This is a genomic window from Caulobacter sp. AVps16 (genome assembly GCF_058681455.1).
This window is the reverse complement of the sequence record NZ_CM178739.1, coordinates 2,821,883-2,846,417: the sequence shown is the minus strand read 5'-3', so window position 1 is coordinate 2,846,417 and position 24,535 is coordinate 2,821,883. Positions and strand designations below refer to the sequence as shown.

Sequence of the window (24,535 nt, the reverse complement as noted above, 5' to 3'; positions counted from 1 at the left end):
GGACATTGGCTCCGCTGATCCTCCCCCTCTGGGGGAGGTGGCCCGGAGGGCCGGAGGGGGCAAAGCGGCGCTGACCCAGATAGAGATCTGGTCAACGCCCGCCGGTGCCGCCCCCTCAGTCGCTCCGCGACAGCTCCCCCAGAGGGGGAGCATCTGACGTCTGCTCAGGGTCGAAAGCGGTCTTTGGCTTCCTTCCAGAAAGCGGACGCCCCGCGTCCCGCTCATCCTTAAATCTCCTGGAGGCTGCAGCGTGCCTGTCTGACCAAGTTGGTCAAGGACTGGCCTGCGGCCAGCCGCTTGGCGGCGGCGCGGAGCGCCGTCCTTGAGCAACCTGGACAGACAGGCGATCGTCTCGCCGTGAGACTTAAGGATGGCTCCCTTCGGCGCGAAGGCGGGCGCGACGCCTTTCCAGCAAATCACCGTCATTCCCGCCCTTGTGGCGGGAACCCCTCGCACCGCCGCAGGTGCGGGAGAGGCGAAGTGCGTACGCACTTCGCTTGCGCTTCACGTGTCAGCTGAACCAGGGGTTCCCGCCACAAGGGCGGGAATGACGGGCGGTATGGGGATTGGCCGTCCTGAATCCCCGTTGATCCCAGAACAGACCTAAGCGAAATCAACCGCTTGTAAGAAACTTGATCGCGCCAATCCGACGCGCTGAATCCACCCGCATAATGGTCCCACCTGACAGCACGGGAAGGGCGTCCGGCCGGCGACTGAGGCGGCTGTCAGGGGTGATCGAGCGGGCTACCGTTCGGGCGACTGCCCGGGCGGCGGTTAATGCGAGGGCAGGGGACGTAAACCTGCCCATCGGGGGTCTGCCAGGGCCTCCGCCCGTCCGAAGGTTCGCTCCGGGTCCCTCCGGAATCGGCGTGGCTTGCAGCCCAAGGCTCAAGTCCGTCGCGAGGAGGACAAGGCCCGGGTGGGGTGAAGGGTTGAACCAGACCCGCGCGCCCCGGCCAGAGGGATAACGGTCACGCGGAGCGTCTGTCTTCGTCGAAACGGTACTTGCACATCCCCTCATCCGGGCGAGGCCCGGACGCTCTGCGACCCTTCCCATCCCCATCGCAGCGAAAGCGCGAGGCTGTGAAGCCGTGTTCGCCAGACTTGCCCCCTCCGCGCCTGCGGCGCTCCTCCCCCGGAGGGGGAAGATGAAGCGCGCAGCAGCCCGCAGGGGGCCAGTGCGGCGCTTGCCACAGGTCTCCCAATCAAGTTCACATGCCGGCCTTGCGTCGTGACCCGGGGACAGACTTGACCGAAGCCTTGATCGTGCGGGGTCTGAACAAGACCTTCGCCAAGCCTGCCGTGGCCAATCTCGACCTGACGGTTCGGGCCGGCGAGCTCTATGCCCTGCTCGGGCCCAATGGCGCGGGCAAGACCACCACCCTGCGGATGGTGGCGGGCCTGACCAAGCCCGACAGCGGCGAGATCAGCATCTTCGGCGTCGATGCCCGCCGCGACCCGGCCGGAGCCAAGGCCCTGGTGGCCTGGGCTCCTGACGAGGCGATGATCTATGACCGCCTGACGCCGCTCGAATATCTGGAATTTGTCGCCGGCCTGTGGAGTGTCGATCCCAAGCTGGCCAAGACCCGGGCCGAACAGCTGCTGGCCCAACTGGGCCTGGCGGATGAGGCCCGCCGCCGTTGCGAGGGCTTTTCGCGGGGCATGAAGCAGAAGGTCGCCCTGGCCGGGGCCCTGATCCATGATCCGCGCCTGCTGATCCTTGACGAGCCCCTGACCGGCCTGGACGCGGCGGCCGCCCGGCTGGTCAAGGACATGCTGCAGGCCAGGGTCGATGCCGGCGGCACGGTGATCCTGACCACCCATATTCTCGAGGTCGCCGAGCGCATGGCCGACCGTATCGGCATCATCGCGGGGGGGCGCCTGCTGGCCGAGGGGCAGCTGGAGGACCTGCGGGCCCAGGCCGGTGGGGCAGGCGGCAGCTCGACCCTCGAAGATGTCTTCCTGCAGCTGACCGCCGAGAGCCAGCCCGCGTGAGCCTGCTCCCTCCTGGTTCCACCCCTTGGCTCCTGGCCCACGAGATGCGTCTGGCCTGGCGCGGCTTTCGCGCCGGTCGCTCCGGCAAGGGGCCTGGGGCCCTGATCGGCCTGGCCATTCTGTTCGCCTTCGCCAGCATAGCCGGGGTTTTTCTGGCCCTGGCCGTGCATGGCCATGAGGTCCCGATCCATCCCCTGGCCGTGCTGATCGCCGACATCATCTGTGCGGTGACCCTGACCCTGATGCTGTCCCAGACCCTCAGCGCCTCGGCCGAGGCGCTGTACGAGCGGGGCGATCTGGATCTGCTGTTCTCGTCACCGATCGCGCCGCGCAAGGTGCTGCTGGTCCGGTCGCTGGGCATCGCCACCGGGGTCGCGACCATCTTCATGGCCTTCGCCGCCCCCATCCTGCTGCCGCCGATCCTCTATGGTCATCCCGGCTGGCTGGGCGTGTTCGGCGTGCTGTTTGCCCTGGCCCTGACGGCCACGGCCGTGGGCCTGGTCCTGGCCATGGTGCTGTTTGCCCTGATCGGACCGCGCCGGACCCGCACCGTGGCCCAGGTGCTGGCCGCCCTGGTGGGCGCAGCCTTTTTCCTGGCCAGCCAGTACCGCAATCTGATGGGCAAGGCCGCCAGTGAGAGCCTCTATGCCACGATCGTTCGTGAGGCGATGGACGGCCGACTGACTCCGCCGCCCTGGGCCAGCCTGCCCCTGCGCGCCATGCTGGGTGAGCCCCTGCCTCTGGCGGCCATGATGGCGGCGAGCGTGGTCCTGTTCTGGCTGGCGACGACCGCGCTGGGCCGGCGGTTCTCCGACTCCGCGGCGGCGGCCCAGGGCGCTGCCTCGAAGCGGTCGCGCGGCCCGGTCAAGCCCGCCAGGGCCTTTGCCGCCGGGGCTTTCCGCGCCACCGTGCGCAAGGAGCTGCGCCTGATCGGTCGCGACGCCGCCCTGCTGTCGCAGGTGCTCCTGCGGGTGCTCTATCTGATCCCGCTGGCCCTGGTTCTGGCCCGCTCGGCCGCCAAGGTCGATGCCATAGCCCTGGCGGGCGGGGCCGGGATCGTCGCCTTCATGGCCGGGCAGGTGGCCGGCAGCCTGGCCTGGATCACCCTGTCGGCCGAGGACACCCCCGACCTGCTGGCCGTTTCGCCGACGCCCATGGCCACCCTGCGCCGGGCCAAGCTGGCGGCCGCCCTGATTCCCGTTGCCATCCTGCTGGTCGGCCCGATTGCGGCCCTGACCTGGTTCCAGCCCCTGACCGGCCTGATCACCGCCGTGGGTGCCGGACTGGCGGCCCTGTCCAGCGGCCTGATCAATATGTGGCATCAGAAGCCGGGCAAGCGCGCCGACTTCCGCCGGCGGGGCAGCTCGTCCTGGCTGGCGACCCTGATCGAGCTTTTGATCGGCAGTCTGATCGCGGGTGCCACCACCCTGACGGTGATGGGTCTGGCCGGCTGGGCCGCCCCCCTGCTGATCATCGCCCTGACAGCCTTGATGCTGATGCGGCGAACCGACGAGCAGATCACCCGGACGCTGAGAACGGCGGCGGCCTAGGTGTCGAAGCTATGAAGGTTGTTCACCCGGGGAGCGGCTGAGAAGCTGGGGTTGCGAAGCACCAACCTTGGCCGGAGGTCTCCCCGGATGAACGTCCACAAGAATGCGCGGCTGACACCTGTCGGTCGAGCCCTGATGATCAGCCGCATCGAGCAGGAGGGCTGGTCGGTGTCGCGGGCCGCTGAGGCGTCGGGAGTTTCACGGCGCACGGCCAGCAAGTGGCTGCAACGGTATCGGCGGGGCGGCGAGCGAAGGCATCACGACCGCAGCTCGGCGCCGCGCCGATGTCCGCGCCAGACGCCAGGCGGGGTGATCGACCAGATCCAGTTGCTGCGTCGCCAGCGAATGACCGGGCCGGCCATCGCCCAGGCGCTGGGCCTGGCCCGCTCGACAGTGGGGCTGATCCTGCGTCGTCTGGGCTTGGGCAAGCTGTCGGCCCTGGATCCCAAGATCCCGATCGTCCGCTACGAACGCGCCGCGCCCGGCGAGATGATCCACCTGGACATCAAGAAGCTGGGCAAGTTCAACGTCGAAGGCCATCGGATCACCGGCGATCGCCGCATGGGCCGGTCGCGCAAGGCCGGCTGGGATTTCCTGCACGTCTGCGTCGATGACGCCTCGCGCCTGGCCTATACCGAGATCCTGCCCTCCGAAGGCCAGAGCGATACGACCGCCTTCCTGGAGCGCGCCGTGGCCTGGCTGGCCGGTCAAGGCGTCGCCGTCCAGCGGGTGATGACCGACAATGGCTCGGCCTATCGCTCCAGGCTCTTTGCCAAGGCTCTGCAGGCGGTCGGTGCCCGCCATGTGCGAACCCGGCCCTATACGCCACGCACCAACGGCAAGGCCGAACGCTTCATCCAGACCAGCCTGCGGGAGTGGGCCTATGGCCAGCCCTATGCCTGCTCGGATGATCGCGCCAAGGCCATCAAGCCTTGGACCGACAGCTACAACCTCACCCGACCTCACTCCGGCATCAAAGGCCTCACGCCCTGGCAGCGTGTGAACAACCTTCTTGGAAACGACACCTAGGCCTCCAGCAGGGCCCGGATGTGGCAGACCACCCCGCCCGGGTCGAACTGGATCGAGGCTTCGCCCGAAAGTTCCGCGGCCAGGCCCCGTTCGATCAGGCGTGAGCCGAAGCCCCTCTGGGTCGGCGGACTGACCGTGGGTCCATCGCGCTCGGTCCAGGTCAGGTCGAGGCGCCCGGCACCGGGGCTCGGTGCCTGGGCCCAGTGGATCGTGATCCGGCCTGAGGACGTGGATAGAGCGCCGTACTTCACCGCATTGGTGGCCAGTTCGTGCAGGGCCATCGACAGGGACAGGGCCGTGCGGGGGGACAGCCGGATGGCCGGGCCCGCCAGATCGAACCGGGCCGGACCGCCGTACAGGGTCGCGACGCGGTCAGCGACATCGTGCAGGTCGGCGCCTTCCCAGTTCTCCCGGGTCAGAAGGTCGTGGGCCTCGGACAGGGCGACGATCCGGTTGGTGAAAGCCTCCTGGGCCTCGGCGAGGGGACGGGAGGCATTGAAGCTCTGGGAGGCTAAGGCCTGGATGGTGGCCAGGGAGTTCTTGACCCTGTGGTTCAGCTCATTGACCAGCAGCCGCAGGTGGGTTTCAGCCCTTTTGCGCTCGGTGATGTTGACGGTGGCACCGAGCAGCCGTGTTGGCTTGCCCTCGGGCGAGAAAAAGGCCTGGCCCTTGGCGGCGATCCAGCGCTCCTGACCGTCGTCACCGCCCAGGGCGCGGAACTCGATGGCATAGTGGCCGCCCTTTGTCGGGTCCAGAGCACGGCTTATTGCGGCGCGGGTCGGCTCAAGATCGTCGGGGTGGAGGCGCTCGTAAAAGGTATCGATGTTGACCGGCTTGCCAGGGGCCACGCCGAACATCGCATAGCAACGATCCGACCAGGTCAGCAGGCCCGACTTGACCTGCAGCTCCCAGATCCCGACATCGGCGGCATCGACGGCCAGGCGCAGGGTTTCTTCCTGTAACTGCAGATGGGCCTCGGTCTCCTTGCGGGCCGTGACGTCCGAGACCACACCGACGAAGCGGACGCACTTGTCGTCCTCGAAATAGGCCCGGCCGAAAGTCTCGAGCCAGCGCAGCGCGCCGTCGCTGGCCCGCCGGATGCGGTATTCGTGATTGATGCGGCCTTCACCGGCGGGGTCCAGGGCCGCCTTGATCGCGGCGCGAACGCCGGCGACATCATCCGGATGAACCCGTTGCTCGAAGGATTCGAAAGAGTTCAGGCCCTCCTCAGGGAGTCCGAAAATTTGTCGGGCCCGGGCATCCCAGTAGCGCAGGCCGATGCGCATGTCGTGATCCCAGCGCCCCATCCGGGCGGCATCGACAGCCAGGTCCAGATCAGACTGGGCTGCCTGCAGGGCGGCGGCGACCGCCTTGCGTTCGGTGATGTCGACGACGACACCGGAATTGCGCAGAGGCCGGCCGTCGGCATCGAGGTAGCAGCTGCCGCGCGTATAGACCCAGCGGATGGAACCGTCGCTCTGCACGAGCCGATACTCGTCCTCGAAGTCACCGCCCGTCTTCATGGCCGCCAGGCTGATCTGGCGGACCCGTTCCCGGTCCTCCGGGTGGACGGCGGGCGTGAAGCTGTGGACCGGCAGACCGGCTTCGGCGTAGTCCGGCGAGAGGGAATGCAGGGCGGCATAGCCGGCGTCGGCATAGACCTTGTCGGCCTGGATATCCCAGTCCCAGGCCCCCATACCGCCGGCCGCCTCGATGGCGAGGCGATAGCGGCGCTCGGTTTCGCGCAGGGTCCTTTCGGTTTCCACCGCCTCGGTCAGCTCGACCGCGGTGATCATCACCCCGCCGACGCCGGTTGGAGCGCTGGTGTCGGGCACGGGGCTGAAGCTGATATTGAAATGGCCGGTCCGCGTACCGGCCTCGCCGTCGCGCTTGAGACTCAGGGGCAGTTTTTCAAGGGCATAGCCACCGCTCTGTCCGGACAGAATGCTCTCGTGCATCGACCGCAGGCTGGCCTGGTACTCCTGGGAGTGCTGGTTGAAAACCATGCCGAGGGCCGACGGGTGCAGGTCGTGCAGGGCCGGCGCATAGGCGTCATTGTAGATCAGGCAGAGCTCGGGACCCCAGCGCAGGGCCATCGGAAAATTGGTCGCCAGGATCATGTCGACGGCCAGACGCAGGCTCGGTGACCAGGCCTCCATCGCGCCGATCGGTGTCTGGGCCCAGTCGAAGGCCCGGACCCGCCGGCTCATTTCGCCGCCCGCGATCCGGGTTGGCATAGGCATGGCGCGCGGCTCTTGCTCCGCCATCGCGGCTGTCCCCTCCCACCGGCCATTGACCGGTCCCTTAACCAAGGTGAACCCATAGCCGAGCTTGATTCAAGGCCTCTCTGGCCGGAACCGGTTGCGTTAGGCCGGGAAAGCCCCGACCAACGAAAAAACGGCCGCTTTCGCCCCGTGGAGGGTGAAAACGACCGTCGATTCAGTCAGATGCCCGAAGGTCTCGATACCCGTTATGGGGATCAGTCGATCGGGTTCCAGCGCTTTTCAGCGGGGGCCGCCGCGCTGTTGCGCTTGGGCCCGCGATAATCGCCGCCGGCCGGCTTGGCCGAGGCGTTGCCGCCGCCGTTGCGACCACGGGCCTGGCCCTGGCCGCCACCCTTGGCCTGTTCGCCATTGCGCGACGGACGGTTGCGCTGGCGGCGCAGTTCGGCCGGGACGTTGTTGCGCGGGTCGGCGCGACGCGGATCGACGTACTTCTCAGGCGGGGCCAGCTTGTCGGCCACAGCGGCCGCAGCGGCCAGGCTCTTGTCATTGCGACGATCGAAGGTCGGGATCGTCTGGCGGGTGGCCTTCTGGATGTCGCGCAGCAGGGTGCGTTCGTCATCAGCGCAGAAGCTGATGGCGATGCCGTCCTTGCCCTTGCGGGCGGTCCGGCCGATGCGGTGGACATAGGACTCCGGCACATTGGGCAGTTCGAAATTGAAGACGTGGCTGACGTCGTTGACGTCGATGCCGCGCGCCGCGATGTCGGTGGCGATCAGGGCCTTGACCTCGCCGGCCTTGAAGGCGGCCAGGGCGCGTTCGCGCTGCCCCTGGGTCTTGTCGCCGTGGATGGCGGCCGCTTCGATGCCGCTGGCGACCAGATACTTGGCCACCCGGTCTGCGCCGCGCTTGGTGCGGGTGAAGACGATGGAGCGTTCGACGGCGCTGTCGGCCAGTAGTTCGGCCAGAAGCGGGCGCTTGCGCTGGGCTTCGATGAAGATCAGCGACTGTTCGATGCGCTCGACCGTGGTGGCCTGGGGCGTGATCGAGACCTGGGCCGGGTTCTTCAGCAGTTCACCGGCCAGCTTGCCGATTTCGCTGGGCATGGTGGCCGAGAAGAACAGGTTCTGGCGTTCCTTGGGCAGCTGGCTGGCGATCTTGCGGATCGGCACCACGAAACCCAGGTCCAGCATCTGGTCGGCTTCGTCGAGCACGAAGATCTCGACACCGTTCAGGTGGGCGGATTTTTCACCCAGATGGTCCATCAGGCGGCCCGGGGTGGCCACGACCACGTCGACGCCGGCGGCGAGGGCCTTCATCTGCGGGCCGTACTTCACGCCGCCGAACACGGTGGCGACGGTCAGGCCCATATGCTTGCCATAATCCCGGAAGCTGTCGGCGATCTGGGTGGCCAGTTCGCGGGTCGGGGACAGGACGAGGCAGCGGAAGCCGCGGCGCGGGGCCGGCTTCCTGTCTTCGGCCAGGCGGTGCAGGATCGGCAGGGCGAAGGCGGCCGTCTTGCCGGTGCCGGTCTGGGCGATGCCCAGCAGGTCGCGGCCGGTCATGACGGTGGGGATGGCCTGGGCCTGGATCGGGGTCGGGGTGGTGTAGCCCTTGTCGGCCAGAGCCTTGAGGAGCGGCTTGGCCAGGCCAAGGTCAGTAAATTGAGTCAAGTGGGCTGTCTTTCAGACAAAGCCGCATGACGGCGCGCGCGGTCCTCGCGCGGCTCGCCCATGAGGCGGGTCGGTTGGGGAGCGCCCCGCGTGGCCCGGGCGGTCTATGGACGTTTTCAGGGCGCTCGACAGGCTGATCCGAAATCGGACCTTCACGCGGCTGGAGCACCGATAGCGCCTAGGGGCGCAGGCTCCATATCCTTTGTTGCAGGTGCGAAGTCAAGGGGCGCGGGGACGCACCCCCCGCGCAGAGCCCTTTGGTGTCTGGATTTCAGGGCTTGGGCTTGGGCCTGGAGTCGACGATCTTGTTGACGATTCTCCAGCCCTCGGGCGTCTTCAGCAGCTGCATGTAGTCGGTCAGGACGGCGTTGGGATAGTCCAGGACGATCTTGGCGCTGGCGGCCGACCCGGTGACGTCGATCGACTCGATCCAGCGCTTGCGCAGAGGCTCGTCCGCGGCAGGCTTGCCGCTGGCCCCTGCGATGTAGTCATCGTCGCTGCGCTGTCCATAAACGCCGTCACGGATCCACTGAAGACGCGCCTCGTCGTGGAAGGCCTGACGAAATTCCTGGGGCTGGCCGGTAGCATGGCCGGCCAGATAGTGCTCCAGCGTCGCGCGGACGGCGGCTTCCTCAGGGTGTGCCTGGGACTGGGCGAGGGCGGGGGCAGCGGTCAGCAGGCCAAGCCCGGCAACGACGGTCGCGATCAGTCGATACATATAGTCTTCTCCGGCTTCTTTGGTGAAGCTAGGGGTGCAATATGGCGACGATGCGACCGAGGCCTTGCCAGCCGCAGCGCCCCGCGTCAAACCCAGCGTCATGAGCAAACCCACCGTCCTTGTTGCCGCCGCTGCCATGATCGATGTCGATGGTCGGGTGCTGATCTGTCAGAGGCCCCAAGGAAAATCGTTGGCAGGTCTGTGGGAGTTTCCCGGCGGCAAGGTGGAGCCGGGCGAGACGCCTGAAGACTGCCTGATCCGTGAGCTTCAGGAAGAACTCGGCATCAGGGTCGCCCAGTCCTGCCTCGCGCCCTTTGTATTCGCGTCGCACAGTTACGAGTCTTTTCACCTCCTGATGCCACTCTACCTGCTGCGCCGCTGGGAAGGCCTGGTTACGCGCAAGGAGCATGAGGCGCTGGCATGGGTGAAGCCGGACAAACTCGCGGACTATCCGATGCCCCCGGCGGACGTCCCGCTGGTGGCCTGGTTGCGCGATCTGCTCTGAAACGCTTTGCCCGCAACCAGAGCGGCGCCACCGCCATTGAAGTGGGCCTGCTCGTTGCCTGCATCTGCATCGCCATCATCAGTGCCGTTTCCATGCTGAGCGGCAGCATCAAGACCAGCTTCGACAAGACCTCGACTGCCGTTGCATCGACGCAGGGCAGCTAAGGCCCCTTGCGATCCGAAAGAGACTTCACACCCATCGGATAATGCTCCAGTCAAGCCCAGCCACCCAGACCGATGCTGCGGCGAACATGGTATGGCGGGGTCTTGAAGCCAGTTCTGCGTTCGAGTGTTAAATGTCTCACGTCGTTTACTGTTTTGACGCGAACTACCAGCAGCATTTTGCGGCCTCTATATCCTCTCTGGTCGATCACTATGGCGCTGATCCGGCGTCACTCACCGTGCATGTCATAACGGACTCTCCCGATCCGACCCTCGATGCTTTTGCTGAGGATTTCTCCACACGAAAAGGCGTCAATGTAAGAATTAATCGCATATCAGACGATCAAATCTCGTTTCTGGAGCTCGTTCCGAGAAAGTACAGAGACGTAAAAGACTATATAAATATATCAACATATTTCAGAATTTTAATACCTCAGGTTATTTCTGAGGATATTGATAGGGTTGTATATTTAGATTCAGACACCGTTATTTTAAGTGATTTGTTGGAATTATTCTCATATCAGATGAATGGCAAATCGATCGGCGCTGTCCTCGACATCGATGATAAAATTAATGCGACGCGCCACGGGTTGAGTCATTATTTCAATGCTGGCGTGTTGTTGATGGACCTTTCGGCTTTGAGGGCCAAGAAATTCACCCAGAAATGCATTGAGTATATGTCCTCTGAAGACTGCGATGCTATCATGGGGGATCAGTGCGCCATCAATATTGTCATGCAAGGCGACATTAAACCCCTGCCACGGCGATGGAATCGCTACGTTACAAACTTCGACGACTCGATTTCCCGCGCCAGGGACGTCTTCGCGGATGCGGCGATCATCCATTTCATCACCGGCCAGAAGCCGTGGCACGCCTGGTACGAGAATGAACTCGGCGAACACTACTGGAGCAGCCTCAGGGCCTCGCAGTGGCCCAATCCCGTCCTTAAAACGCCGCGGTCATTCGGCGAGCACCACAGGATGGCGCGAAAACTGACGAACCAGGGCCAGTATCCGGATGCTGTCTCAATCTATGAGACCCTGGTGGGGCATCTGATGAAAAAGGCCGGGGATCTCCCGCCATCCTCTTGATTAGGTGCGGCCACAGTCGGGCTTGGCTTCGAAGAGGATGAGTGGACGTCAGGGGGCTGCACAAGGTCCGCAAGGCGTGAACCCACCCGGCGCAGCTTTTCGCTGTAGCGGCCTTTTCACGCCGGCTGGAAAATGCTCTTGCCTGTGCGAACGGATCTCTGAGGCCTGCCATGCACCATGTCGCCTATTGTTTCGATGCGAACTATCAGCAGCATTTTGCGGCCTCCCTTTCGTCACTTGTCACGACTTACGGTGGAAAATCATCAGACCTGAAGGTCCATGTCGTTACTGATGTCGCCAATGACAAGCTCGAACAGTTTCTAAGAGATTTTTCAGCGCGAACCGGCATTGCCTATGAGATTCACTATCTGACGATTGAACATCGGTCCCTGCTGGCGAAAATTCCCGCCAAGTTCCTGAACTCGAAAGGCTACCTGAACCTGGCGGCCTATTTCAGGATCATGTTGCCGATCCTGGTCGGGGATAAGGTTCAGAGAATCCTCTATCTCGACTCCGACACCATCGTCATGTCTGACGTGTCAGAGCTTTTTGACCTCGATCTCGGTGGCCTGGCCCTTGGCGCGGTGCTTGATGTCGACAACGAGGCCATGTGCCGAGACCATGGCTACAAGGCGTATTTCAACTCGGGGGTCATGATCCTGGATCTGGCCCTCTGGCGTGCGCAAGACCTGGCGCAGAAATGTCTCGACCATGTCTGGGACGAAAACAGCAATCTCCTGATGGCTGATCAGTGCGCCATCAACCGAGTCCTGTCGGATAACATCTTCATTGTTGACGCCAAGTGGAATCGGTTTGTTTCGAACACGCCTTTTTCCCAAAGTCAGTCTGACGAAGTCATTCAGAATGCGGCCGTGATTCACTTCATTACGTCGCAAAAGCCCTGGTTCGCCTGGTACGAAAACAAGGTCGGCGATCTCTATTTGAGCAGTTTGCGGGCTTCGCAATGGCCAAGCCCGGTTTCCAGGATGCCCAAGACGGTCAATGAGCACCTGTGGACGGCCCGCAAGCTGAACAAGCAAGGCAAGCACAAGGAAGCCATCTCGTTTTACGAGATTCTGGTTGGGCATTTGCTCAAGAAGGTCGACGGGCCGGCGAGCGGTGCCTGACTGCCCCGGTCAGCCGCCGGCGGCATCCCCCGCAGACTGTTCCTGAACACCGAGGGCGTCGGCCAGACGCATCTTGGCCGAGCCGGGGCGCAAGGGCTTTTGCTGGCTTTCGTGCGGTGCCCAGCCGGTGACGGCAACGATCTCGAAGGTTGCCGGGATACGGCCGTCGGCCTCGGCGAAGCGTTCGACATAGATTTCCATGGCGCGGGTGAGCACCCGTCGTGTCAGGGGCTTGCGCGACCGGTCGAGCAATACGCTGGTCTCGCCCATCCGCCTCAGGTCACGCAGCAGTTCGATAGGGTGGCCATAGCGGACCTTGACCCGGTCCACGTCCGCCACCGGCAGGGCAAACCCGGCCCGCTGCAGCAGGCCCGCCGCGTCAATGGCGTCGGCGAAGGGCGAAACGCGGAAGGAGGCGCCGCCGCTGACCTCGTCTTCGGCCTGCAAAAGCGCCTGGCGAAGTTCGGTCAGGGTGGCCCCGCCGAACAGGGCCCCGATGAACAGCCCGTCGGGCCGCAGGGCGCGGCGGATCTGGATCAGGGCTCCGACCAGGTCATTGGTCCAGTGCAGGGACAGGGTCGAGACGGCCAGGTCCAGCGTCGCGTCGCCGAACGGCAGGCGCTCCTCGTCGGCCACAGCCTTGAGCCCATCACCGGCCGCCAGCATGCGCGTCGACAGGTCGGTCTGGAACAGCACGTCGATATTGGCCGCCGCGTCGCTGGCGGCCAGGGCCTGCGAGAAAGCGCCGTTTCGCGCTCCGAGATCGACGGCGACCGGAAAGCGTCGCAGGATCGTCTCCAGCCGCATGACCACATCCTCGGCCGCGCGGCGCTTGAGGAAGTCAGCGTTACCGTAGTCTGCGGCGGCGCGATCGAGGCGGGCCCTGAGCAGGGCGCGGTCAAAGAGGAGGGGTGGGGTGGTCATGCCGGCGGACCATGGCGATTTCGGATGGAAATGGAAAGCCGGGCCTCATCTGGCCGGTCTGGCCAGAGGGCTGCTCGACATTGCCCTGCCGCCGCGAACCTTTGACGGCGTTCCGGCCCTGTCCCGCGGCCTGTCGGCCGAGCGCTGGGGGCACATCACCTTCCTGGATGACCCGGTCTGTGATGGTTGTGGCCTCGCCATGCCCTTTGACAGTGGCGGGCCCCAGCACTGTCCGGCCTGCCAGGCCCGCCCGCGCGCCTATTCCCGGGCCCGGGCCGCCTGCGTCTATGATGAGCATTCCCGCGACCTGATCCTGCAACTCAAACATGCCGATCGCAGCGACCTGGCCGGGCTGATGGCCCTGTGGCTGTCGCGGGCGGCCATGCCGCTGCTGGACCAGGCCGATGCCCTGGCTCCCGTACCCATGCATCCGGGCCGCCTGCTGCGTCGACGCTACAACCAGGCGGCCGAGATCGCCCGCCCCCTGGCCCGGCTCAGCGGCCTGACCTATCTGGCCGATGCCCTGGTCCGCCGTCGCGACACCGACAGCCAGGGTGGCAAGTCGGCCTCCGGCCGTCGGCGCAATGTCGCGGCCGCCTTTGTTGTCCCCGAGTCGCGGCGACACCGTGTGATCGGGCGCAGGATCGTGCTGGTCGATGATGTTCTGACCACGGGGGCCACAGCCGAGGGCTGCGCCCGGGCCCTGAAAGCAGCCGGGGCGGCGGAAGTGACCCTGGCGGTCGTGGCGCGCGTTACAGAAATGCAAGCGCGCCCTATATGAGGTTCATCAGGAGAGAGTCGTCACCCCCATGGCCAAGGTCACCATCTATACCCGCCCGTTCTGTGGCTACTGCGCCCGAGCCCTGAAGCTGCTCGGCGAGAAGAGCGCTGATTTCACCGAGATCGAAGCCGGCATGGACCCGAAGCTTCGACAGGAAATGATGGAGCGGTCAGGGCGCAGCACCTTTCCGCAGATCTTCGTGGGCGACCAGCACATTGGCGGCTGTGACGACATGATGGCCCTCGAGCGCGACGGCAAGCTGGACGCCCTGCTGACCGCATGACCTCTTCGTCGTCCCTCAGGGTCGGCCTGGTCCAGACCCGAACCCCTGCCACCCACGCGGCGGCCTTGGCCCATGTCGCCCCGCTGGTGCGTGAGGCTGCCGCCCAGGGTGCCCGGTTCATCCTGACGCCCGAAGGGACCAATGTCCTGCAGAAGGACCGCGCCCGCCTGCTGCCGGCCCTGCAAAGCCTGGAGGACGACGTCGTCGTGCTCGGCCTTCGCGACCTGGCCGCCGAACTGGGTGTCTGGATCGATATCGGCTCGGCCCTGGTGCTGCGCGAGGACGGCAAGGCCGCCAATCGCCAGGCGGTGATCGATCCGACCGGGGCGATCGTGGCGACCTATGACAAGCTGCACATGTTCGATGTCGATCTCCCGACCGGTGAGACGGCGCGGGAATCGGCAACCTATGAGCCCGGCGACCGGGCCGTGACCGTCGAGACCCCGCTGGGCGTTTTCGGCCTGACGATCTGCTACGACATGCGCTTTCCGGCCCTGCACCGGGCCCTCGCCCTGAAGGGCGCGACGATCCTGACCGTCCCGGCCGCCTTCACCCGTCCGACGGGAGAGGCCCATTGGGAGATCCTGCTGCGGGCCCGGGCCATCGAGACCGGCTCCTTCGTGCTGGCCGCCGCCCAGGGCGGGTTCCACGAGGACGGACGCGGCACCTGGGGGCGCACCCTCGCCATCGGGCCCTGGGGCGAGGTCATCGGCCTGCTTGACCATGACGAGCCCGGCGTGCTTGTGGCCGACCTCGACCTGGACGCCGCCCCGAAGGCGCGCGCGGCCATCCCCGCCCTCAAGAACGCCCGCGCCTTTACCGGGCCCTGACCGTCCCCATCTTCAGATCATGATCAAGTACGCCCTCCAGTGCGATGCCGCCCATGCGTTCGAGGGCTGGTTCGGCTCGTCGTCCGACTATGACGATCAGAGCGCGCGCGGTCTGGTCGCGTGCCCGATCTGCGGGTCCAGCGGTGTGACCAAACAGATCATGTCGCCCGCCATTGCCGGCACCAAGGCCCAGAAGGCCGCGCCGGCTGTGGATCCGAAGATGCGCGAGATGATGATGACGGCCATGGGTGAGGTCCGCCGCCATGTCGAGGACAACTTCGACAATGTCGGCGACGCCTTCGCCAAGGAGGCCCGTGACATCCACGAGGGCAAGTCCGAGGAACGCGGCATCTATGGCCAGGCCACGCCGGCCGAGGCCAAGGCCCTGATCGAAGACGGCATCAAGGTCGCGCCCCTGCCGCCGGCGGTGCCCAAGAAGACGGACGTGAACTGAGAACCTGCCTCGGGCTCAGCGCTCGGCAGGGTCGGTGTGAGGGGGCGGCCTGTTGGCGGCCTGGCCCTCGCCTAGATGGCGTTGATCGGCAGCTTCAGAAACACGCGCCCACTTGCCGAGGCCGGGGGCAGGGCGCCAGCGCGAATATTGACCTGCAGGGCCGGCAGAATCAGAGTCGGGGCTGGCAGAGTGGCGTCACGGGCCTGCCGCATGGTGACGAAGTCGGTCTCTTTCACCCCGTCATGCACGTGGACATTGGCGGCACGCTGTTCGCCAACAGTCGTTTCCCAGGCGAAGGCTTGCCGCCCGGCCGGGAGGTAGTCGTGGCCGACGAAAATGCGGGTCTGCGGCGGCAGGGCCAGGATCTTGTGGATCGAGCGATAGAGGGTCGCCGCGTCGCCTCCCGGAAAGTCGGCCCTCGCCGTGCCGTAGTCCGGCATGAACAGTGTGTCGCCGACAAAGGCGCAATCCTCGATCAGGTAACTCACGCAGGCGGGGGTGTGACCCGGCGTTTGCATGATCCTGATCACGCGATGGCCCAGGGCGATCTGGTCGCCTTCCGCCACCAAGAGATCGAAATCCCCGCCGTCAGGCGCGATGTCCTCGGCCTCGAACAGGTTGCCAAAGCCCTTCTGGACCTCCGTGATTTGCTGACCAATCGCAATCTGGGCCCCGGTGAGATTTCGGAGATGATGCGCCGCCGACAGGTGGTCGGCATGGGCGTGTGTTTCCAGGATCCAGGTCAGGGTGAGCGCCTCAGCGGCGATGGCCGCGAGCACGCGATCGGCGGACGTCGTCGACAGCCGCGCCGACCTGGGATCGAAGTCCAGGACGGGATCGATGATCGCTGCCGCGCCTGTGTCAGGGTCGGCCAGCAGATAGGTCACGGTGTTGGTGGCTTCATCGAAGAAGGCTTGCACCGAGAGCGGCGACGGCGTGTGCTGGGCTTGGATCATGGCTATATATTAGACTTTGTTATATTAGTATCAACTGATATATGGTTCCGCTGTTCGATCCGGGTCCTGCCGGCCTCACCCCGCTTATGGTCAGTGCGGCAGGCATCCATGGGAGGGCGCGGCCCCTGGCGATCTTGCCCTTGAACCAGACGGAAAAGCGATAGGCACCAGAGGATGGAACCGAGCGCTCTGCTGGCCGCCGCCATGGGCGGTGCCCTGATTGGTCTGCTGCTGGCCGTCTTCGGCGGCGGCGGATCTGTGCTGGCCACGCCCTTGCTGCTCTATGTGGTCGGCGTCCGTGATCCGCATGTCGCCATCGGCACCTCAGCCGCAGCGGTCAGCGTCAACGCCCTGGTCGGCTTGAGCCTTCAGGCCAGGACGGGTGCGGTCAAGTGGCCCTGTGCCCTGACCTTTGCCGGGGCCGGCCTGGCCGGTGCCCTCATCGGGGCGGATCTGGCCAAGCGGCTCGACGGCGGCATCCTGCTGCTGGGCTTTTCTGGCGTCATGGCGGCCATCGCGGTCTCGATGCTGCTGCCGCGCAAGACGGCCGGAAATCCGGATGTACGGCTTACGCCCGCCATGACCCTCAAACTGGCTCCTCTGGGCCTGGGGACAGGCCTGGCCGCAGGCTTCTTCGGGATCGGCGGCGGCTTTCTGATCGCGCCGGGCCTGATGGCGGCGACCGGCATGACCCTGGCCAATGCCGCGGCCTCCTCGCTGGCTTCGGTCGCCCTGTTCGGCGCAGCGACCAGCTTCAGTTACGCCCTGGCCGGTCTGGTCAACGTGCCGCTGTTCCTGACGCTCATTGCAGGTGGTGCGGTCGGGTCGGCCGCGGGCGTGCCGATCGCCAGGATTCTGGCCGGGCACGCCAACCTGGCCCGACGCGGATTCGCCATTATGGTGTTGCTGACCGCGGTCTATGTGGCGCTCAAGGCGCTGGGGCGGGTCTGATCAAATTGAAAAAACGCCCCGGCTTTCACCGGGGCGCTCTGGTCGGCCGCTGGGTTAGAGCCTAGCGGCGATAGCGGTATTCGTAGTGGCACTTCTTCTTCTTGGCGATCTGGTTGCCGGCAATGGCGCCGACCACACCGCCGAGGACGGCCCCTTCGGTCTTGTTGCCGCCGCCGGCGACGGCGGCACCGAGCGTGCCCCCGGTCAGGCCGCCGATGACGGTGCCCTTGCCGCCCTTGGTCTTGCTACAGATCTTGACGCGATAGCGGGTGCCGGAATGGGCCTCAGCCGCTGTGACGGCGAGGGTGGATGTGGCAAAGCCGAGCGAGAGGGCAAGGATGAGGGCTTTGGTATGGGCGCGCATGGCGGGCTCCGATGGTTTGTCTGATGTCCCTGTCCTGCACAGCGTCTGGGACGCGTGCCGGGTCTAAGGCGTCGGTCGGGCGTGCGACGCTGAAGCGGCGACGGGGGGCTTCAGCCCTCCGCCGCCCGCCGGAGCCCTAGCCTTCGACGCGGAAGCGGCCGTCGGCGTCGGGACAGACGCGGATGTAACGCGTCTCGGTGCGGCCATCGTATTCCGCAGGCGCTGGGGCCAGCCGGCAGCGTTCGTCGCTGCGGCTGCTGTAGGTGCCGCCGTTATAGACCGCCTCGCGATAGGGCACCGTCTCGTCATAGGTCCAGTAGGAACCCCGGGTGTCGCATTTGGACTTGGCCGAGGCATTGCCGATGGCCGCGCCTATGCCGGCCCCGACCAGGGCACCGAGGACCGTGCCTTCCGGCCTGGCATTGCGGGCGGCGGCATTGGAGCCGATCACGCCGCCGGCCAGGGCTCCGATGACACCGCCGACCGTGGCGTTGCGCTTGGCGTCCTGACGGCAGGGCTCGGTATAGGCGGTATTGGTCCCATACTGGCCGCCGGCATAGGGCGCGTTGAACCGCGTTCCGGAGTCGGGATAGCGACGATCGTAAGACCCGCCGCCATAGCGACGGTCATAGTCAGCGCGGGCCTGGTCGTAAGCGGTATGGTCGCGATCCCATTGGGCGCGCTGGGCGTCATACGAACCGTTGCCGGCATAGGCCGGGCCGCCGTAGTTGAAGCGTGCGGCGATCTGCGGGTAGCGGCGATCATAGCGCCCGGTGCCATAGCGGCGGTCGTAGTTGCGGCGGTTACGCTCATAGGTGTTGCGCTCGCGCTGGAAGGCGGCCTGCTCGGCATAGTAGGCGCTGCTGGTCTGATAATTGGCCGAACCATAGCGGGTCGCATATTGCGGGTAGCGACGGTCATAGGCCCCTGCGCCATAGCGGCGATCATAGTTCAGGCGCGAGCGTTCATAGGCGGCGCGGTCATTTTCATAGGCGCGCTGCTTGGCGTCATAATCGGCGATCTGGCTGCGGTAGTCGGCCCGCTGGTCCTGATAGGTGTCCATGCGTTGCTGATAGGTCGTCTGGGCACTGGCGCTCTGGGCCAGGGCTGGAGCGACGGTGCCGAAGGCGACAGTGGTCGCCAGCAACACGGCGATGGATCTTGAGGTCATGGGTGGTGGTCTCCGCTCATTCGAACGGATCAACGGCCTCCCCCGAGGGGGTCGCCAATCCTTCACAGGGTCCCTGTGCCGAACATAAGTCCCGGCGACGCCACAGGTTCCGAGTCTCAGGCCTTGGTGACGGTCATCATGTAGTTGATGTCGCTGTCGCTGGACCGGCTCCAACGGCCGGTCAGGGGGTTATAGGTCACGCCGAACGGGCCCTGCATCTGCACCGGTTCGCCGGCCAGGAAGGCGCGCAGCTCGTCGGGTTTCAGGAACTGTTTCCAGTCGTGGGTGCCCGGCGGCACCCAGCGCAGGACATATTCCGCGCCGATCTTGGCCAGGGCGAGGGCCTTCAGGGTACGGTTGAGGGTGGCCACGATCATCAGGCCCCCCGGCTTGAGCAGCCGCGAACAGGTGCGCAGGAACTCGCCCGGATCGGCCACATGCTCGATCACCTCCATGGTCAGGACCACGTCGAACGGACCGGCCCCTTCGGCCAGCAGCTGTTCGGCCGTGGCGGGACGGTAGGCGATTTCCAGGCCCTGTTCGGCCGCATGGGTGGCGGCGGTCTTGATATTGCGTTCCGAGGCGTCGATGGCCGTGACCGCAAAGCCGAGCCTGGCCATGGGCTCGCTGAGCAGACCGCCGCCGCAGCCGATGTCCAGCAGGGTCAGGCCCTCGAACGGGGCGCGGCCATTGGGATCACGCTCGAACCGCGCCACGGCCTGCTCGCGGATAAAGGCCAGCCGGCAGGGATTGAACACATGCAGCGGCGCGAACTTGCCGCGGGGGTCCCACCATTCGGCCGCGATGGCCGAGAACCGCGCCACATCGGCGGGGTCGATGGACCAGGAGGGGGCAGGGGCGTCGGGCGAAGCGGCTTGGGTCATGTCGCCTCTCTACCACGACCCTCGCCCTGCAGCATCGTCGCCGAAAAAAGACACGGTCGCGACATTGCCGTTGCGCCTTTGCGCCGCTAGAAGGCCGTGGCTTGCGCGCCGGATGCGATCTCGCTGCAGGGGCGCAAGAAAAAACCGCTATCGTTCGAGGGTTAGAAGACGTGTCTCGTCTGGTGATGAAGTTCGGCGGCACCTCCGTGGCCGACCTGGAGCGCATCGCGCGGGTGGGCCGTCTGGTCGCCGCCGAGGTGGCGACCGGCAAGCAGGTGGCGGTGGTCGTTTCGGCCATGTCCGGCAAGACCAATGAGCTGGTCGCCTGGACCGACGGGGCCGGACGCGCTGCACCGGGCCTGCCCGAGTCCGATGACGAGTATGACGCCATCGTCGCGTCGGGCGAGCAGGTCACCGCCGGTCTCCTGGCCATGACCCTGCGCCACATGGGCCTGAACGCCCGCTCCTTCCTGGGCTGGCAGGTGCCGATCCTGACCGACACGGCCCACGGCCGGGCCCGGATTGAAGACATTCCCCCCGCCAATCTGGAAGCCTGTTTCGCGGCCGGCCAGATTGCGGTGATCGCCGGCTTCCAGGGCGTGACCGACGACGGCCGCATCACCACGCTTGGTCGCGGTGGTTCGGACACCAGCGCTGTCGCCATCGCCGCCGCCATCAAGGGGGCCTGCGACATCTATACCGACGTGGACGGGGTCTATACGACCGATCCCCGGATCGAGCGCAAGGCCCGCCGCCTGGCCAAGATCTCTTACGAAGAAATGCTGGAAATGGCCTCTCTGGGGGCCAAGGTGCTGCAGACCCGCTCGGTCGAGATGGCTATGGCCCATCGCGTCCCGGTGCGGGTTCTGTCGAGTTTCGTCGAGCCGGGCGAAGCCCCCGGCCAGGGTACGATCGTCTGCGACGAGGAAGAAATCATGGAAAAGCGCATCGTCTCGGGCGTCGCCTATAGCCGCGACGAAGCCAAGATCACCCTGCTGGGCCTGCCCGATCATCCGGGCGTCTCCTCGCAGATCTTCGGCCGTCTGGCCGACGCCAATGTGAACGTCGACATGATCGTGCAGTCGCGCGCCCGCAGCGCCGACACTGCCAACATGGAGTTCACGGTCGGCAAGCGCGACGCCGAGCGCGCGGTCGAGATCGTCAAGGCTGCCCAGAAGGAGATCGGCTTCGAGGACGTGGCGATCAACGAGGACGTCTCGAAGGTCTCGGTGATCGGCGTCGGCATGCGCAGCCACGCCGGCGTCGCCCAGTCGATGTTCCAGGCCCTGGCCGAAAAGAACATCAACATCCAGGTCATCTCGACCTCGGAGATCAAGATCAGCGTCCTGATCGATGCGGCCTATACCGAACTGGCCGTGCGCGCCCTGCACTCGGTCTATGGGCTGGACCAGCTTTAGGCACGAGACGTCCCGCGAGCCTCACCTGCGGTCTGCCCTCAGGTGAGGACGGCAGGTTGCAGGGCTCATCCTGAGGCCCCTGTCCGTGCCGTAGCCAAAACGTCGTGTTCTGACGTTAAGTAGGGTCTGCATCGCCGCCACGAGCTTCCCATGCCCGACGTCTTCAAGTTCGATCCCGCCGCCAAGACCGTCACCTTCGAGGGGGATGAGGGGCTGGAGCTGCTCTACGACCTGCTGCTGCGGGCCAAGTTCGGCGACGGCTACGAAAAGCCCCTGCTGGTCAGCCCCTGGCTGGCGGCCCTGCTCAAGCGCCTCGACCAGGCCCTGCCGGACGACGGCCAGTGGTTCCCGGAACGGCCCGGCCAGCCGATCTTCGATACCGACGACCTGCTGGCCATGGGCGACGCGGTGATCGAGGAAGGTCACACCGTCGGCTGGTGGACCATGACGCCGCTGGAAAAGCGCGCCTATCTGCGTGAGACCGTGGCCGCCCCGCATCCCCTGACCGACCTGGAAGTCGCCTTCATCGAGGACGATATCGACGCCGCCCTCGAACAGGCCCGCCGTCTGGTCCAGGACGCCGACGAGACCCTCGCCCTGCCGGGGCACGGCTAGGATCTAGTCCCGCCGGTACCGCGACACGAAGGCCCAGAGGGCGTCATTGTCGGCCAGCCAGACATGGGTGCCGCCGACCGTCATGCGGCCCACCACATCGGCCTCGCCGCGGCAGCCTGAATAGCGTTCCTCATAGATGCCGGGGGTCATCCAGGCGGTGGTCGGGGCGGTCTGGCAGCCATTGAGGGCGGCCCAGCGCTGCTCGGCGGCATGCATCGTATATTGCCAGTAGCCCGCCCCGCCGCCCTGGGTGGGATTGGTCGCGTCGTTGTCGCCGGCGAAGGCGATGACCGGAACGGGCAGGGCGGGTGTGCAGGTGGCCGGATCAGGCTCCTGCGGATTGTCCGCCCGGGGATTGCCGGCCCTCAGACCGACCACCGGGGCGATGGCGGCATAGCGGCCAGACTCCACGCAGCCCAGCCAGGATGCCATGCGGCCGCCGCCCGACAGGCCGGTGATATAGACCCGGGCACGGTCAACGCAGCCCTCGGCCACCAGACTGTCGACCACCCCGGCCAGATAGGCGACGTCGTCGGGGTCGTTCGCGTCCGGGATCCTGCCCGCTGTGGTGGGCACGCCGGGGATGTTCCAGACGAAGCCCTTGCCCGCCGGAATGCCCGCGTCGGGCGCGACCAGAATGAAGCCCGCGCGATCGGCGGTCGCCTCCAGCTTCGAGGTCTTGAGGATGTGGGCTCCGGTCCCGCCGCTACCGTGCAGCAGGATCAGCAACGGGGCGGGTGTGTCGGGGTCCAGGGTCGCAGGGCGGCGCAGCAGCAGCAGGCGACCTGTCGGGCCGATATCAATCTGCGCGGTGGCGTCCGGCGCGCCGACGGCGCAGGCGGCCTGGACCGGGACGCTCCAGCCCAGCAGAAGCAGGGGCGCACCCAACCGGAGTAGCCATCGCGCCAAGGCAAACTCAGACATGATGATCCCCCGGTATCCTGCGGGCGAGCTTAGCGGGTCGATCACGTGAGTAAATCGACGGATCGGCAGGGGCACCGTCGCGCGCTTTGGCCAAGCCAAGCCGTGTCGTGCCTGCTAATTCGCCCCCATGACCGAGCCCCGCCGCCTCACCCTGGGCCTGCTGTGCGGCCTGATCGCCGGCGCCTTCTGGGGCGGGGTGTTTCTGGCGCCGTTGCTGCTGGCCGACTTCACGCCGCTGCAGATGACCGCCGGGCGGTATCTGGCCTATGGCCTGGCCTCGCTGGTGCTGCTTGCCCCCACGGCCCTGGCGGTGTTCGGACGGATGACGGCCCGCGACTGGCGGGATCTGGCCCTGCTGAGCCTGCTGGGCAACCTGATCTACTATGTCGGCCTGGCCGTGGCGGTGCAGAACGCCGGGGTGGCGGCGGCCTCGCTGATCATCGGGCTATTGCCGGTGACCGTGACACTGGTGGGCGCAAAGCCGGGCGAGGGCGTACCGATCCGGCGTCTGGCCGCGCCACTGGCCCTGCTGGCGGCGGGGGTGGTCTGTATCAATGTCGACGTGTTCAGGAGCGGAGAGGGCGCGCCCGCGCCGCATCTGGTTCTGGGCGTGCTGGGCGCCGTGCTGGCCCTGGCCTGCTGGACGCTCTACGCCGTCTGGAACGCCCGGCGGCTGGCGGTCACGCCGAGCTTCAGCAGCCATGAGTGGTCCCTGCTGACCGGAGTGGTCACCGGCGCGCTGTCGCTGGTGCTTGTCGTCCCGGCCTTCCTACTCGGCGGGGCGGGGCATGTCTCCAGCGCCTGGACCCTCTTCTGGGGCGTCAGCCTGGCCGTGGCCCTGGGGGCCTCGGTGATCGGCAACGGCCTGTGGAACGCCGCCAGCCGCCTGCTTCCGCTCAGCCTTTCGGGCCAGCTGATCGTGTTCGAGACCCTGTTCGCCCTGCTCTATGGTTTCCTGCATGAGGGCCGCTGGCCGCGTCCGCTGGAGAGCGCTGCCATCGCCCTGATGCTCGCGGGCGTGCTGTGGTCGGTGTCGCTGCACCGGCCGGGGGTTCCGGTCGAGCCGGCAACATGACTGCCACCTGAACAGTACCGTTCAGATCGGGTTCAAGCGCTGTTTGCGACAAAGGTCCCAACAGCGCCGCACCGGAAAGCTTTCGGACCTGGCGACGCTTCTCGAATGGAGAACCGCCATGAAGACCATTTCCAGGATCCTCGTCGCCGGTGCCGTCACGGCCGCCCTCGTCGTGCCTGCCTCGGGTGCCTTTGCCGGTGAAAAGACCAAGAAGGCCGTCATCGGTGCCGTGATCGGCGGCCTGGCCGGCGCGGCCCTGGGCGACGGCGACAAGGGCGCGATCGCGATCGGTGCCGTCGCCGGTGCCGCCATCGGTGCCTCAACGGCCAAGGACAAGGACGACCGCCGCTACAGCAGCGGCTATCGCACCCGCCCTGCCTATAACGGTTACCAGCAAGGCTATGGGCAGCACGGTTACGGGCAGCAAGGCTATGGCCAGTCCTACGGCCAATCCTACGGCCAGTCTTATGGACAGTCCTATGGCCAGCAGACCTATGGCCAGCAGGGCTATCAGAGCCGCGACCAGCGCTACGCCCGTGACACCCGTGACACCCGTGACAGCCGTGACAACCGTTATGGTCGGGGAGATCGTTACGACGCTCGCTACGACAGCCGCTACGCCTACGACGACCGCCGCTAGGCCCCCGTCGACCGCCGTCAGGCCCTGATCCTGACCCTGACGGCGAGGACTGGCGCCGCTCTCCAGGCCGGAGGGCGGCGCTTTTTTAGGCCTCTCTGAGGACAATCTTGCCCCAAGGTCGCCGTGGCCGCTGTCAGGCGCGTGAAATCTGCTATAGCCCGCAGAAGTTCGCAGCGGCATTTTAACCCATCGCG

At 66.0% G+C, this 24,535-nt stretch carries 25 protein-coding genes; 16 read left to right on the top strand and 9 right to left on the bottom strand.

The window, feature by feature from the left end; translation table 11 throughout:
* The first annotated feature begins 1,215 nt into the window (after nucleotides 1-1,215).
* The 3 genes from ACW17U_RS13605 (at nucleotide 1,216) to ACW17U_RS13595 (ending at nucleotide 4,574) form a co-directional block, all read left to right on the top strand.
* Nucleotides 1,216-1,995 carry an ABC transporter ATP-binding protein gene (locus ACW17U_RS13605; RefSeq protein WP_492053110.1) on the top strand — a complete coding sequence of 260 codons (780 nt, stop codon included), beginning with the start codon at nucleotides 1,216-1,218 and terminating at the stop codon, nucleotides 1,993-1,995.
* Nucleotides 1,992-3,545 carry a hypothetical protein gene (locus ACW17U_RS13600; RefSeq protein WP_492053108.1) on the top strand — a complete coding sequence of 518 codons (1,554 nt, stop codon included), beginning with the start codon at nucleotides 1,992-1,994 and terminating at the stop codon, nucleotides 3,543-3,545. Before ACW17U_RS13605 ends, ACW17U_RS13600 begins: the two co-directional genes overlap by 4 nt.
* 87 nt (nucleotides 3,546-3,632) lie before the next feature.
* The gene (locus tag ACW17U_RS13595) at nucleotides 3,633-4,574 is read left to right on the top strand and encodes an IS481 family transposase (protein WP_492053106.1); all 942 of its coding nucleotides are present in this window, start codon (nucleotides 3,633-3,635) and stop codon (nucleotides 4,572-4,574) included.
* Here the strand turns inward: ACW17U_RS13595 and ACW17U_RS13590 are convergent.
* The 3 genes from ACW17U_RS13590 to ACW17U_RS13580 form a co-directional block, all read right to left on the bottom strand.
* Nucleotides 4,571-6,817, bottom strand: a complete 2,247-nt coding sequence (locus ACW17U_RS13590; protein WP_492053105.1) for a PAS domain-containing protein — start codon at nucleotides 6,815-6,817, stop codon at nucleotides 4,571-4,573. The genes ACW17U_RS13595 and ACW17U_RS13590 overlap by 4 nt on opposite strands.
* A 236-nt stretch (nucleotides 6,818-7,053) precedes the next feature.
* Entirely contained in the window at nucleotides 7,054-8,469 is a 1,416-nt protein-coding gene (locus tag ACW17U_RS13585; protein ID WP_062144233.1) for a DEAD/DEAH box helicase, read from the bottom strand.
* A 271-nt stretch (nucleotides 8,470-8,740) separates the two neighbouring features.
* Nucleotides 8,741-9,187: a nuclear transport factor 2 family protein gene (locus ACW17U_RS13580; RefSeq protein ID WP_492053104.1), complete on the bottom strand. Its 447-nt coding sequence runs from the start codon at nucleotides 9,185-9,187 to the stop codon at nucleotides 8,741-8,743.
* A gap of 100 nt (nucleotides 9,188-9,287) precedes the next feature.
* Between ACW17U_RS13580 and mutT the strand changes: the two genes are divergently transcribed.
* From mutT to ACW17U_RS13560, 4 genes are all read left to right on the top strand, one after another.
* Nucleotides 9,288-9,692, top strand: a complete 405-nt coding sequence (mutT, locus tag ACW17U_RS13575) for an 8-oxo-dGTP diphosphatase MutT (RefSeq protein WP_492055741.1) — start codon at nucleotides 9,288-9,290, stop codon at nucleotides 9,690-9,692.
* Entirely contained in the window at nucleotides 9,608-9,856 is a 249-nt protein-coding gene (locus tag ACW17U_RS13570; RefSeq protein WP_166504134.1) for a Flp family type IVb pilin, read from the top strand. The genes mutT and ACW17U_RS13570 overlap by 85 nt, the downstream gene beginning before the upstream one ends.
* 131 nt (nucleotides 9,857-9,987) lie before the next feature.
* On the top strand, nucleotides 9,988-10,944 hold the full coding sequence (locus tag ACW17U_RS13565; RefSeq protein WP_492053102.1) for a glycosyltransferase family 8 protein: 957 nt from the start codon (nucleotides 9,988-9,990) through the stop codon (nucleotides 10,942-10,944).
* A 170-nt stretch (nucleotides 10,945-11,114) separates the two neighbouring features.
* Nucleotides 11,115-12,071: a glycosyltransferase family 8 protein gene (locus ACW17U_RS13560; protein WP_492053100.1), complete on the top strand. Its 957-nt coding sequence runs from the start codon at nucleotides 11,115-11,117 to the stop codon at nucleotides 12,069-12,071.
* 9 nt (nucleotides 12,072-12,080) lie between these two features.
* Here the strand turns inward: ACW17U_RS13560 and ACW17U_RS13555 are convergent, their stop codons facing one another.
* On the bottom strand, nucleotides 12,081-12,995 hold the full coding sequence (locus ACW17U_RS13555) for a methyltransferase domain-containing protein (protein WP_492053098.1): 915 nt from the start codon (nucleotides 12,993-12,995) through the stop codon (nucleotides 12,081-12,083).
* On the opposite strand from ACW17U_RS13555, the gene ACW17U_RS13550 reads away from it, so the two are divergent.
* Genes ACW17U_RS13550 through ACW17U_RS13535 form a run of 4 tightly spaced genes read left to right on the top strand, consistent with a single transcriptional unit; the run spans nucleotide 12,994 to nucleotide 15,343 of the window.
* Nucleotides 12,994-13,776 (top strand): ComFC family protein, encoded by a 783-nt coding sequence (locus ACW17U_RS13550; protein WP_492055740.1) that lies wholly within the window; start codon nucleotides 12,994-12,996, stop codon nucleotides 13,774-13,776. The two genes, ACW17U_RS13555 and ACW17U_RS13550, sit on opposite strands and share 2 nt — an antisense overlap.
* 28 nt (nucleotides 13,777-13,804) lie before the next feature.
* Entirely contained in the window at nucleotides 13,805-14,059 is a 255-nt protein-coding gene (gene grxC / locus ACW17U_RS13545) for a glutaredoxin 3 (protein ID WP_492053097.1), read from the top strand.
* Nucleotides 14,056-14,889 carry a carbon-nitrogen hydrolase family protein gene (locus tag ACW17U_RS13540; RefSeq protein ID WP_492053095.1) on the top strand — a complete coding sequence of 278 codons (834 nt, stop codon included), beginning with the start codon at nucleotides 14,056-14,058 and terminating at the stop codon, nucleotides 14,887-14,889. Before grxC ends, ACW17U_RS13540 begins: the two co-directional genes overlap by 4 nt.
* 19 nt (nucleotides 14,890-14,908) lie before the next feature.
* On the top strand, nucleotides 14,909-15,343 hold the full coding sequence (locus ACW17U_RS13535) for a DUF1178 family protein (protein WP_492053093.1): 435 nt from the start codon (nucleotides 14,909-14,911) through the stop codon (nucleotides 15,341-15,343).
* 71 nt (nucleotides 15,344-15,414) lie between these two features.
* On the opposite strand, the gene ACW17U_RS13530 is transcribed toward ACW17U_RS13535, so the two are convergent.
* Nucleotides 15,415-16,299, bottom strand: coding sequence for an MBL fold metallo-hydrolase (locus ACW17U_RS13530; protein ID WP_492053091.1), 885 nt, complete (start codon nucleotides 16,297-16,299; stop codon nucleotides 15,415-15,417).
* 174 nt (nucleotides 16,300-16,473) lie between these two features.
* Here ACW17U_RS13530 and ACW17U_RS13525 point away from each other — a divergent pair, with 174 nt between their 5' ends.
* Nucleotides 16,474-17,250 (top strand): sulfite exporter TauE/SafE family protein, encoded by a 777-nt coding sequence (locus ACW17U_RS13525; RefSeq protein ID WP_062144265.1) that lies wholly within the window; start codon nucleotides 16,474-16,476, stop codon nucleotides 17,248-17,250.
* Between the two features lie 61 nt (nucleotides 17,251-17,311).
* Here the strand turns inward: ACW17U_RS13525 and ACW17U_RS13520 are convergent, their stop codons facing one another.
* The 3 genes from ACW17U_RS13520 to ubiG all read right to left on the bottom strand — a co-directional run bounded on the left by ACW17U_RS13520 (nucleotide 17,312) and on the right by ubiG (nucleotide 19,669).
* Nucleotides 17,312-17,614, bottom strand: a complete 303-nt coding sequence (locus ACW17U_RS13520; protein WP_062144268.1) for a glycine zipper 2TM domain-containing protein — start codon at nucleotides 17,612-17,614, stop codon at nucleotides 17,312-17,314.
* A gap of 136 nt (nucleotides 17,615-17,750) precedes the next feature.
* Entirely contained in the window at nucleotides 17,751-18,785 is a 1,035-nt protein-coding gene (locus tag ACW17U_RS13515; RefSeq protein WP_492053089.1) for a glycine zipper 2TM domain-containing protein, read from the bottom strand.
* Between the two features lie 116 nt (nucleotides 18,786-18,901).
* On the bottom strand, nucleotides 18,902-19,669 hold the full coding sequence (ubiG, locus tag ACW17U_RS13510) for a bifunctional 2-polyprenyl-6-hydroxyphenol methylase/3-demethylubiquinol 3-O-methyltransferase UbiG (RefSeq protein WP_492053087.1): 768 nt from the start codon (nucleotides 19,667-19,669) through the stop codon (nucleotides 18,902-18,904).
* Nucleotides 19,670-19,839: 170 nt separating this feature from the next.
* On the opposite strand from ubiG, the gene ACW17U_RS13505 reads away from it, so the two are divergent.
* Nucleotides 19,840-21,087, top strand: a complete 1,248-nt coding sequence (locus ACW17U_RS13505) for an aspartate kinase (RefSeq protein ID WP_492053086.1) — start codon at nucleotides 19,840-19,842, stop codon at nucleotides 21,085-21,087.
* Nucleotides 21,088-21,237: 150 nt separating this feature from the next.
* A complete protein-coding gene (locus ACW17U_RS13500) occupies nucleotides 21,238-21,702 on the top strand; it encodes a hypothetical protein (protein WP_062144279.1) in 465 nt (154 codons plus the stop codon).
* Nucleotides 21,703-21,705: 3 nt separating this feature from the next.
* On the opposite strand, the gene ACW17U_RS13495 is transcribed toward ACW17U_RS13500, so the two are convergent.
* Nucleotides 21,706-22,626: a CE1 family esterase gene (locus ACW17U_RS13495; protein WP_492053084.1), complete on the bottom strand. Its 921-nt coding sequence runs from the start codon at nucleotides 22,624-22,626 to the stop codon at nucleotides 21,706-21,708.
* 127 nt (nucleotides 22,627-22,753) lie between these two features.
* Here ACW17U_RS13495 and ACW17U_RS13490 point away from each other — a divergent pair, with 127 nt between their 5' ends.
* A complete protein-coding gene (locus tag ACW17U_RS13490) occupies nucleotides 22,754-23,701 on the top strand; it encodes a DMT family transporter (protein WP_492053082.1) in 948 nt (315 codons plus the stop codon).
* Nucleotides 23,702-23,819: 118 nt separating this feature from the next.
* Entirely contained in the window at nucleotides 23,820-24,341 is a 522-nt protein-coding gene (locus ACW17U_RS13485) for a glycine zipper 2TM domain-containing protein (RefSeq protein WP_492053080.1), read from the top strand.
* The last annotated feature ends 194 nt before the right edge of the window (nucleotides 24,342-24,535 follow it).

Bases quoted from the DNA above. Each gene is read 5' to 3' on its own strand.
- ACW17U_RS13485 (WP_492053080.1), top strand. From the start codon at position 23,820: ATGAAGACCATTTCCAGGATCCTCGTCGCCGGTGCCGTCACGGCCGCC.
- ACW17U_RS13590 (WP_492053105.1), bottom strand. From the start codon at position 6,817: ATGCCTATGCCAACCCGGATCGCGGGCGGCGAAATGAGCCGGCGGGTC.
- ACW17U_RS13555 (WP_492053098.1), bottom strand. From the start codon at position 12,995: ATGACCACCCCACCCCTCCTCTTTGACCGCGCCCTGCTCAGGGCCCGC.
- grxC (WP_492053097.1), top strand. From the start codon at position 13,805: ATGGCCAAGGTCACCATCTATACCCGCCCGTTCTGTGGCTACTGCGCC.
- ACW17U_RS13595 (WP_492053106.1), top strand. From the start codon at position 3,633: ATGAACGTCCACAAGAATGCGCGGCTGACACCTGTCGGTCGAGCCCTG.
- ACW17U_RS13535 (WP_492053093.1), top strand. From the start codon at position 14,909: ATGATCAAGTACGCCCTCCAGTGCGATGCCGCCCATGCGTTCGAGGGC.
- ACW17U_RS13570 (WP_166504134.1), top strand. From the start codon at position 9,608: ATGGGTGAAGCCGGACAAACTCGCGGACTATCCGATGCCCCCGGCGGA.
- ACW17U_RS13560 (WP_492053100.1), top strand. From the start codon at position 11,115: ATGCACCATGTCGCCTATTGTTTCGATGCGAACTATCAGCAGCATTTT.
- ACW17U_RS13500 (WP_062144279.1), top strand. From the start codon at position 21,238: ATGCCCGACGTCTTCAAGTTCGATCCCGCCGCCAAGACCGTCACCTTC.
- ACW17U_RS13490 (WP_492053082.1), top strand. From the start codon at position 22,754: ATGACCGAGCCCCGCCGCCTCACCCTGGGCCTGCTGTGCGGCCTGATC.
- ACW17U_RS13605 (WP_492053110.1), top strand. From the start codon at position 1,216: ATGCCGGCCTTGCGTCGTGACCCGGGGACAGACTTGACCGAAGCCTTG.
- ACW17U_RS13495 (WP_492053084.1), bottom strand. From the start codon at position 22,626: ATGTCTGAGTTTGCCTTGGCGCGATGGCTACTCCGGTTGGGTGCGCCC.
- ACW17U_RS13540 (WP_492053095.1), top strand. From the start codon at position 14,056: ATGACCTCTTCGTCGTCCCTCAGGGTCGGCCTGGTCCAGACCCGAACC.
- ubiG (WP_492053087.1), bottom strand. From the start codon at position 19,669: ATGACCCAAGCCGCTTCGCCCGACGCCCCTGCCCCCTCCTGGTCCATC.
- mutT (WP_492055741.1), top strand. From the start codon at position 9,288: ATGAGCAAACCCACCGTCCTTGTTGCCGCCGCTGCCATGATCGATGTC.
- ACW17U_RS13550 (WP_492055740.1), top strand. From the start codon at position 12,994: ATGCCGGCGGACCATGGCGATTTCGGATGGAAATGGAAAGCCGGGCCT.
- ACW17U_RS13565 (WP_492053102.1), top strand. From the start codon at position 9,988: ATGTCTCACGTCGTTTACTGTTTTGACGCGAACTACCAGCAGCATTTT.
- ACW17U_RS13530 (WP_492053091.1), bottom strand. From the start codon at position 16,299: ATGATCCAAGCCCAGCACACGCCGTCGCCGCTCTCGGTGCAAGCCTTC.
- ACW17U_RS13580 (WP_492053104.1), bottom strand. From the start codon at position 9,187: ATGTATCGACTGATCGCGACCGTCGTTGCCGGGCTTGGCCTGCTGACC.
- ACW17U_RS13525 (WP_062144265.1), top strand. From the start codon at position 16,474: ATGGAACCGAGCGCTCTGCTGGCCGCCGCCATGGGCGGTGCCCTGATT.
- ACW17U_RS13515 (WP_492053089.1), bottom strand. From the start codon at position 18,785: ATGACCTCAAGATCCATCGCCGTGTTGCTGGCGACCACTGTCGCCTTC.
- ACW17U_RS13520 (WP_062144268.1), bottom strand. From the start codon at position 17,614: ATGCGCGCCCATACCAAAGCCCTCATCCTTGCCCTCTCGCTCGGCTTT.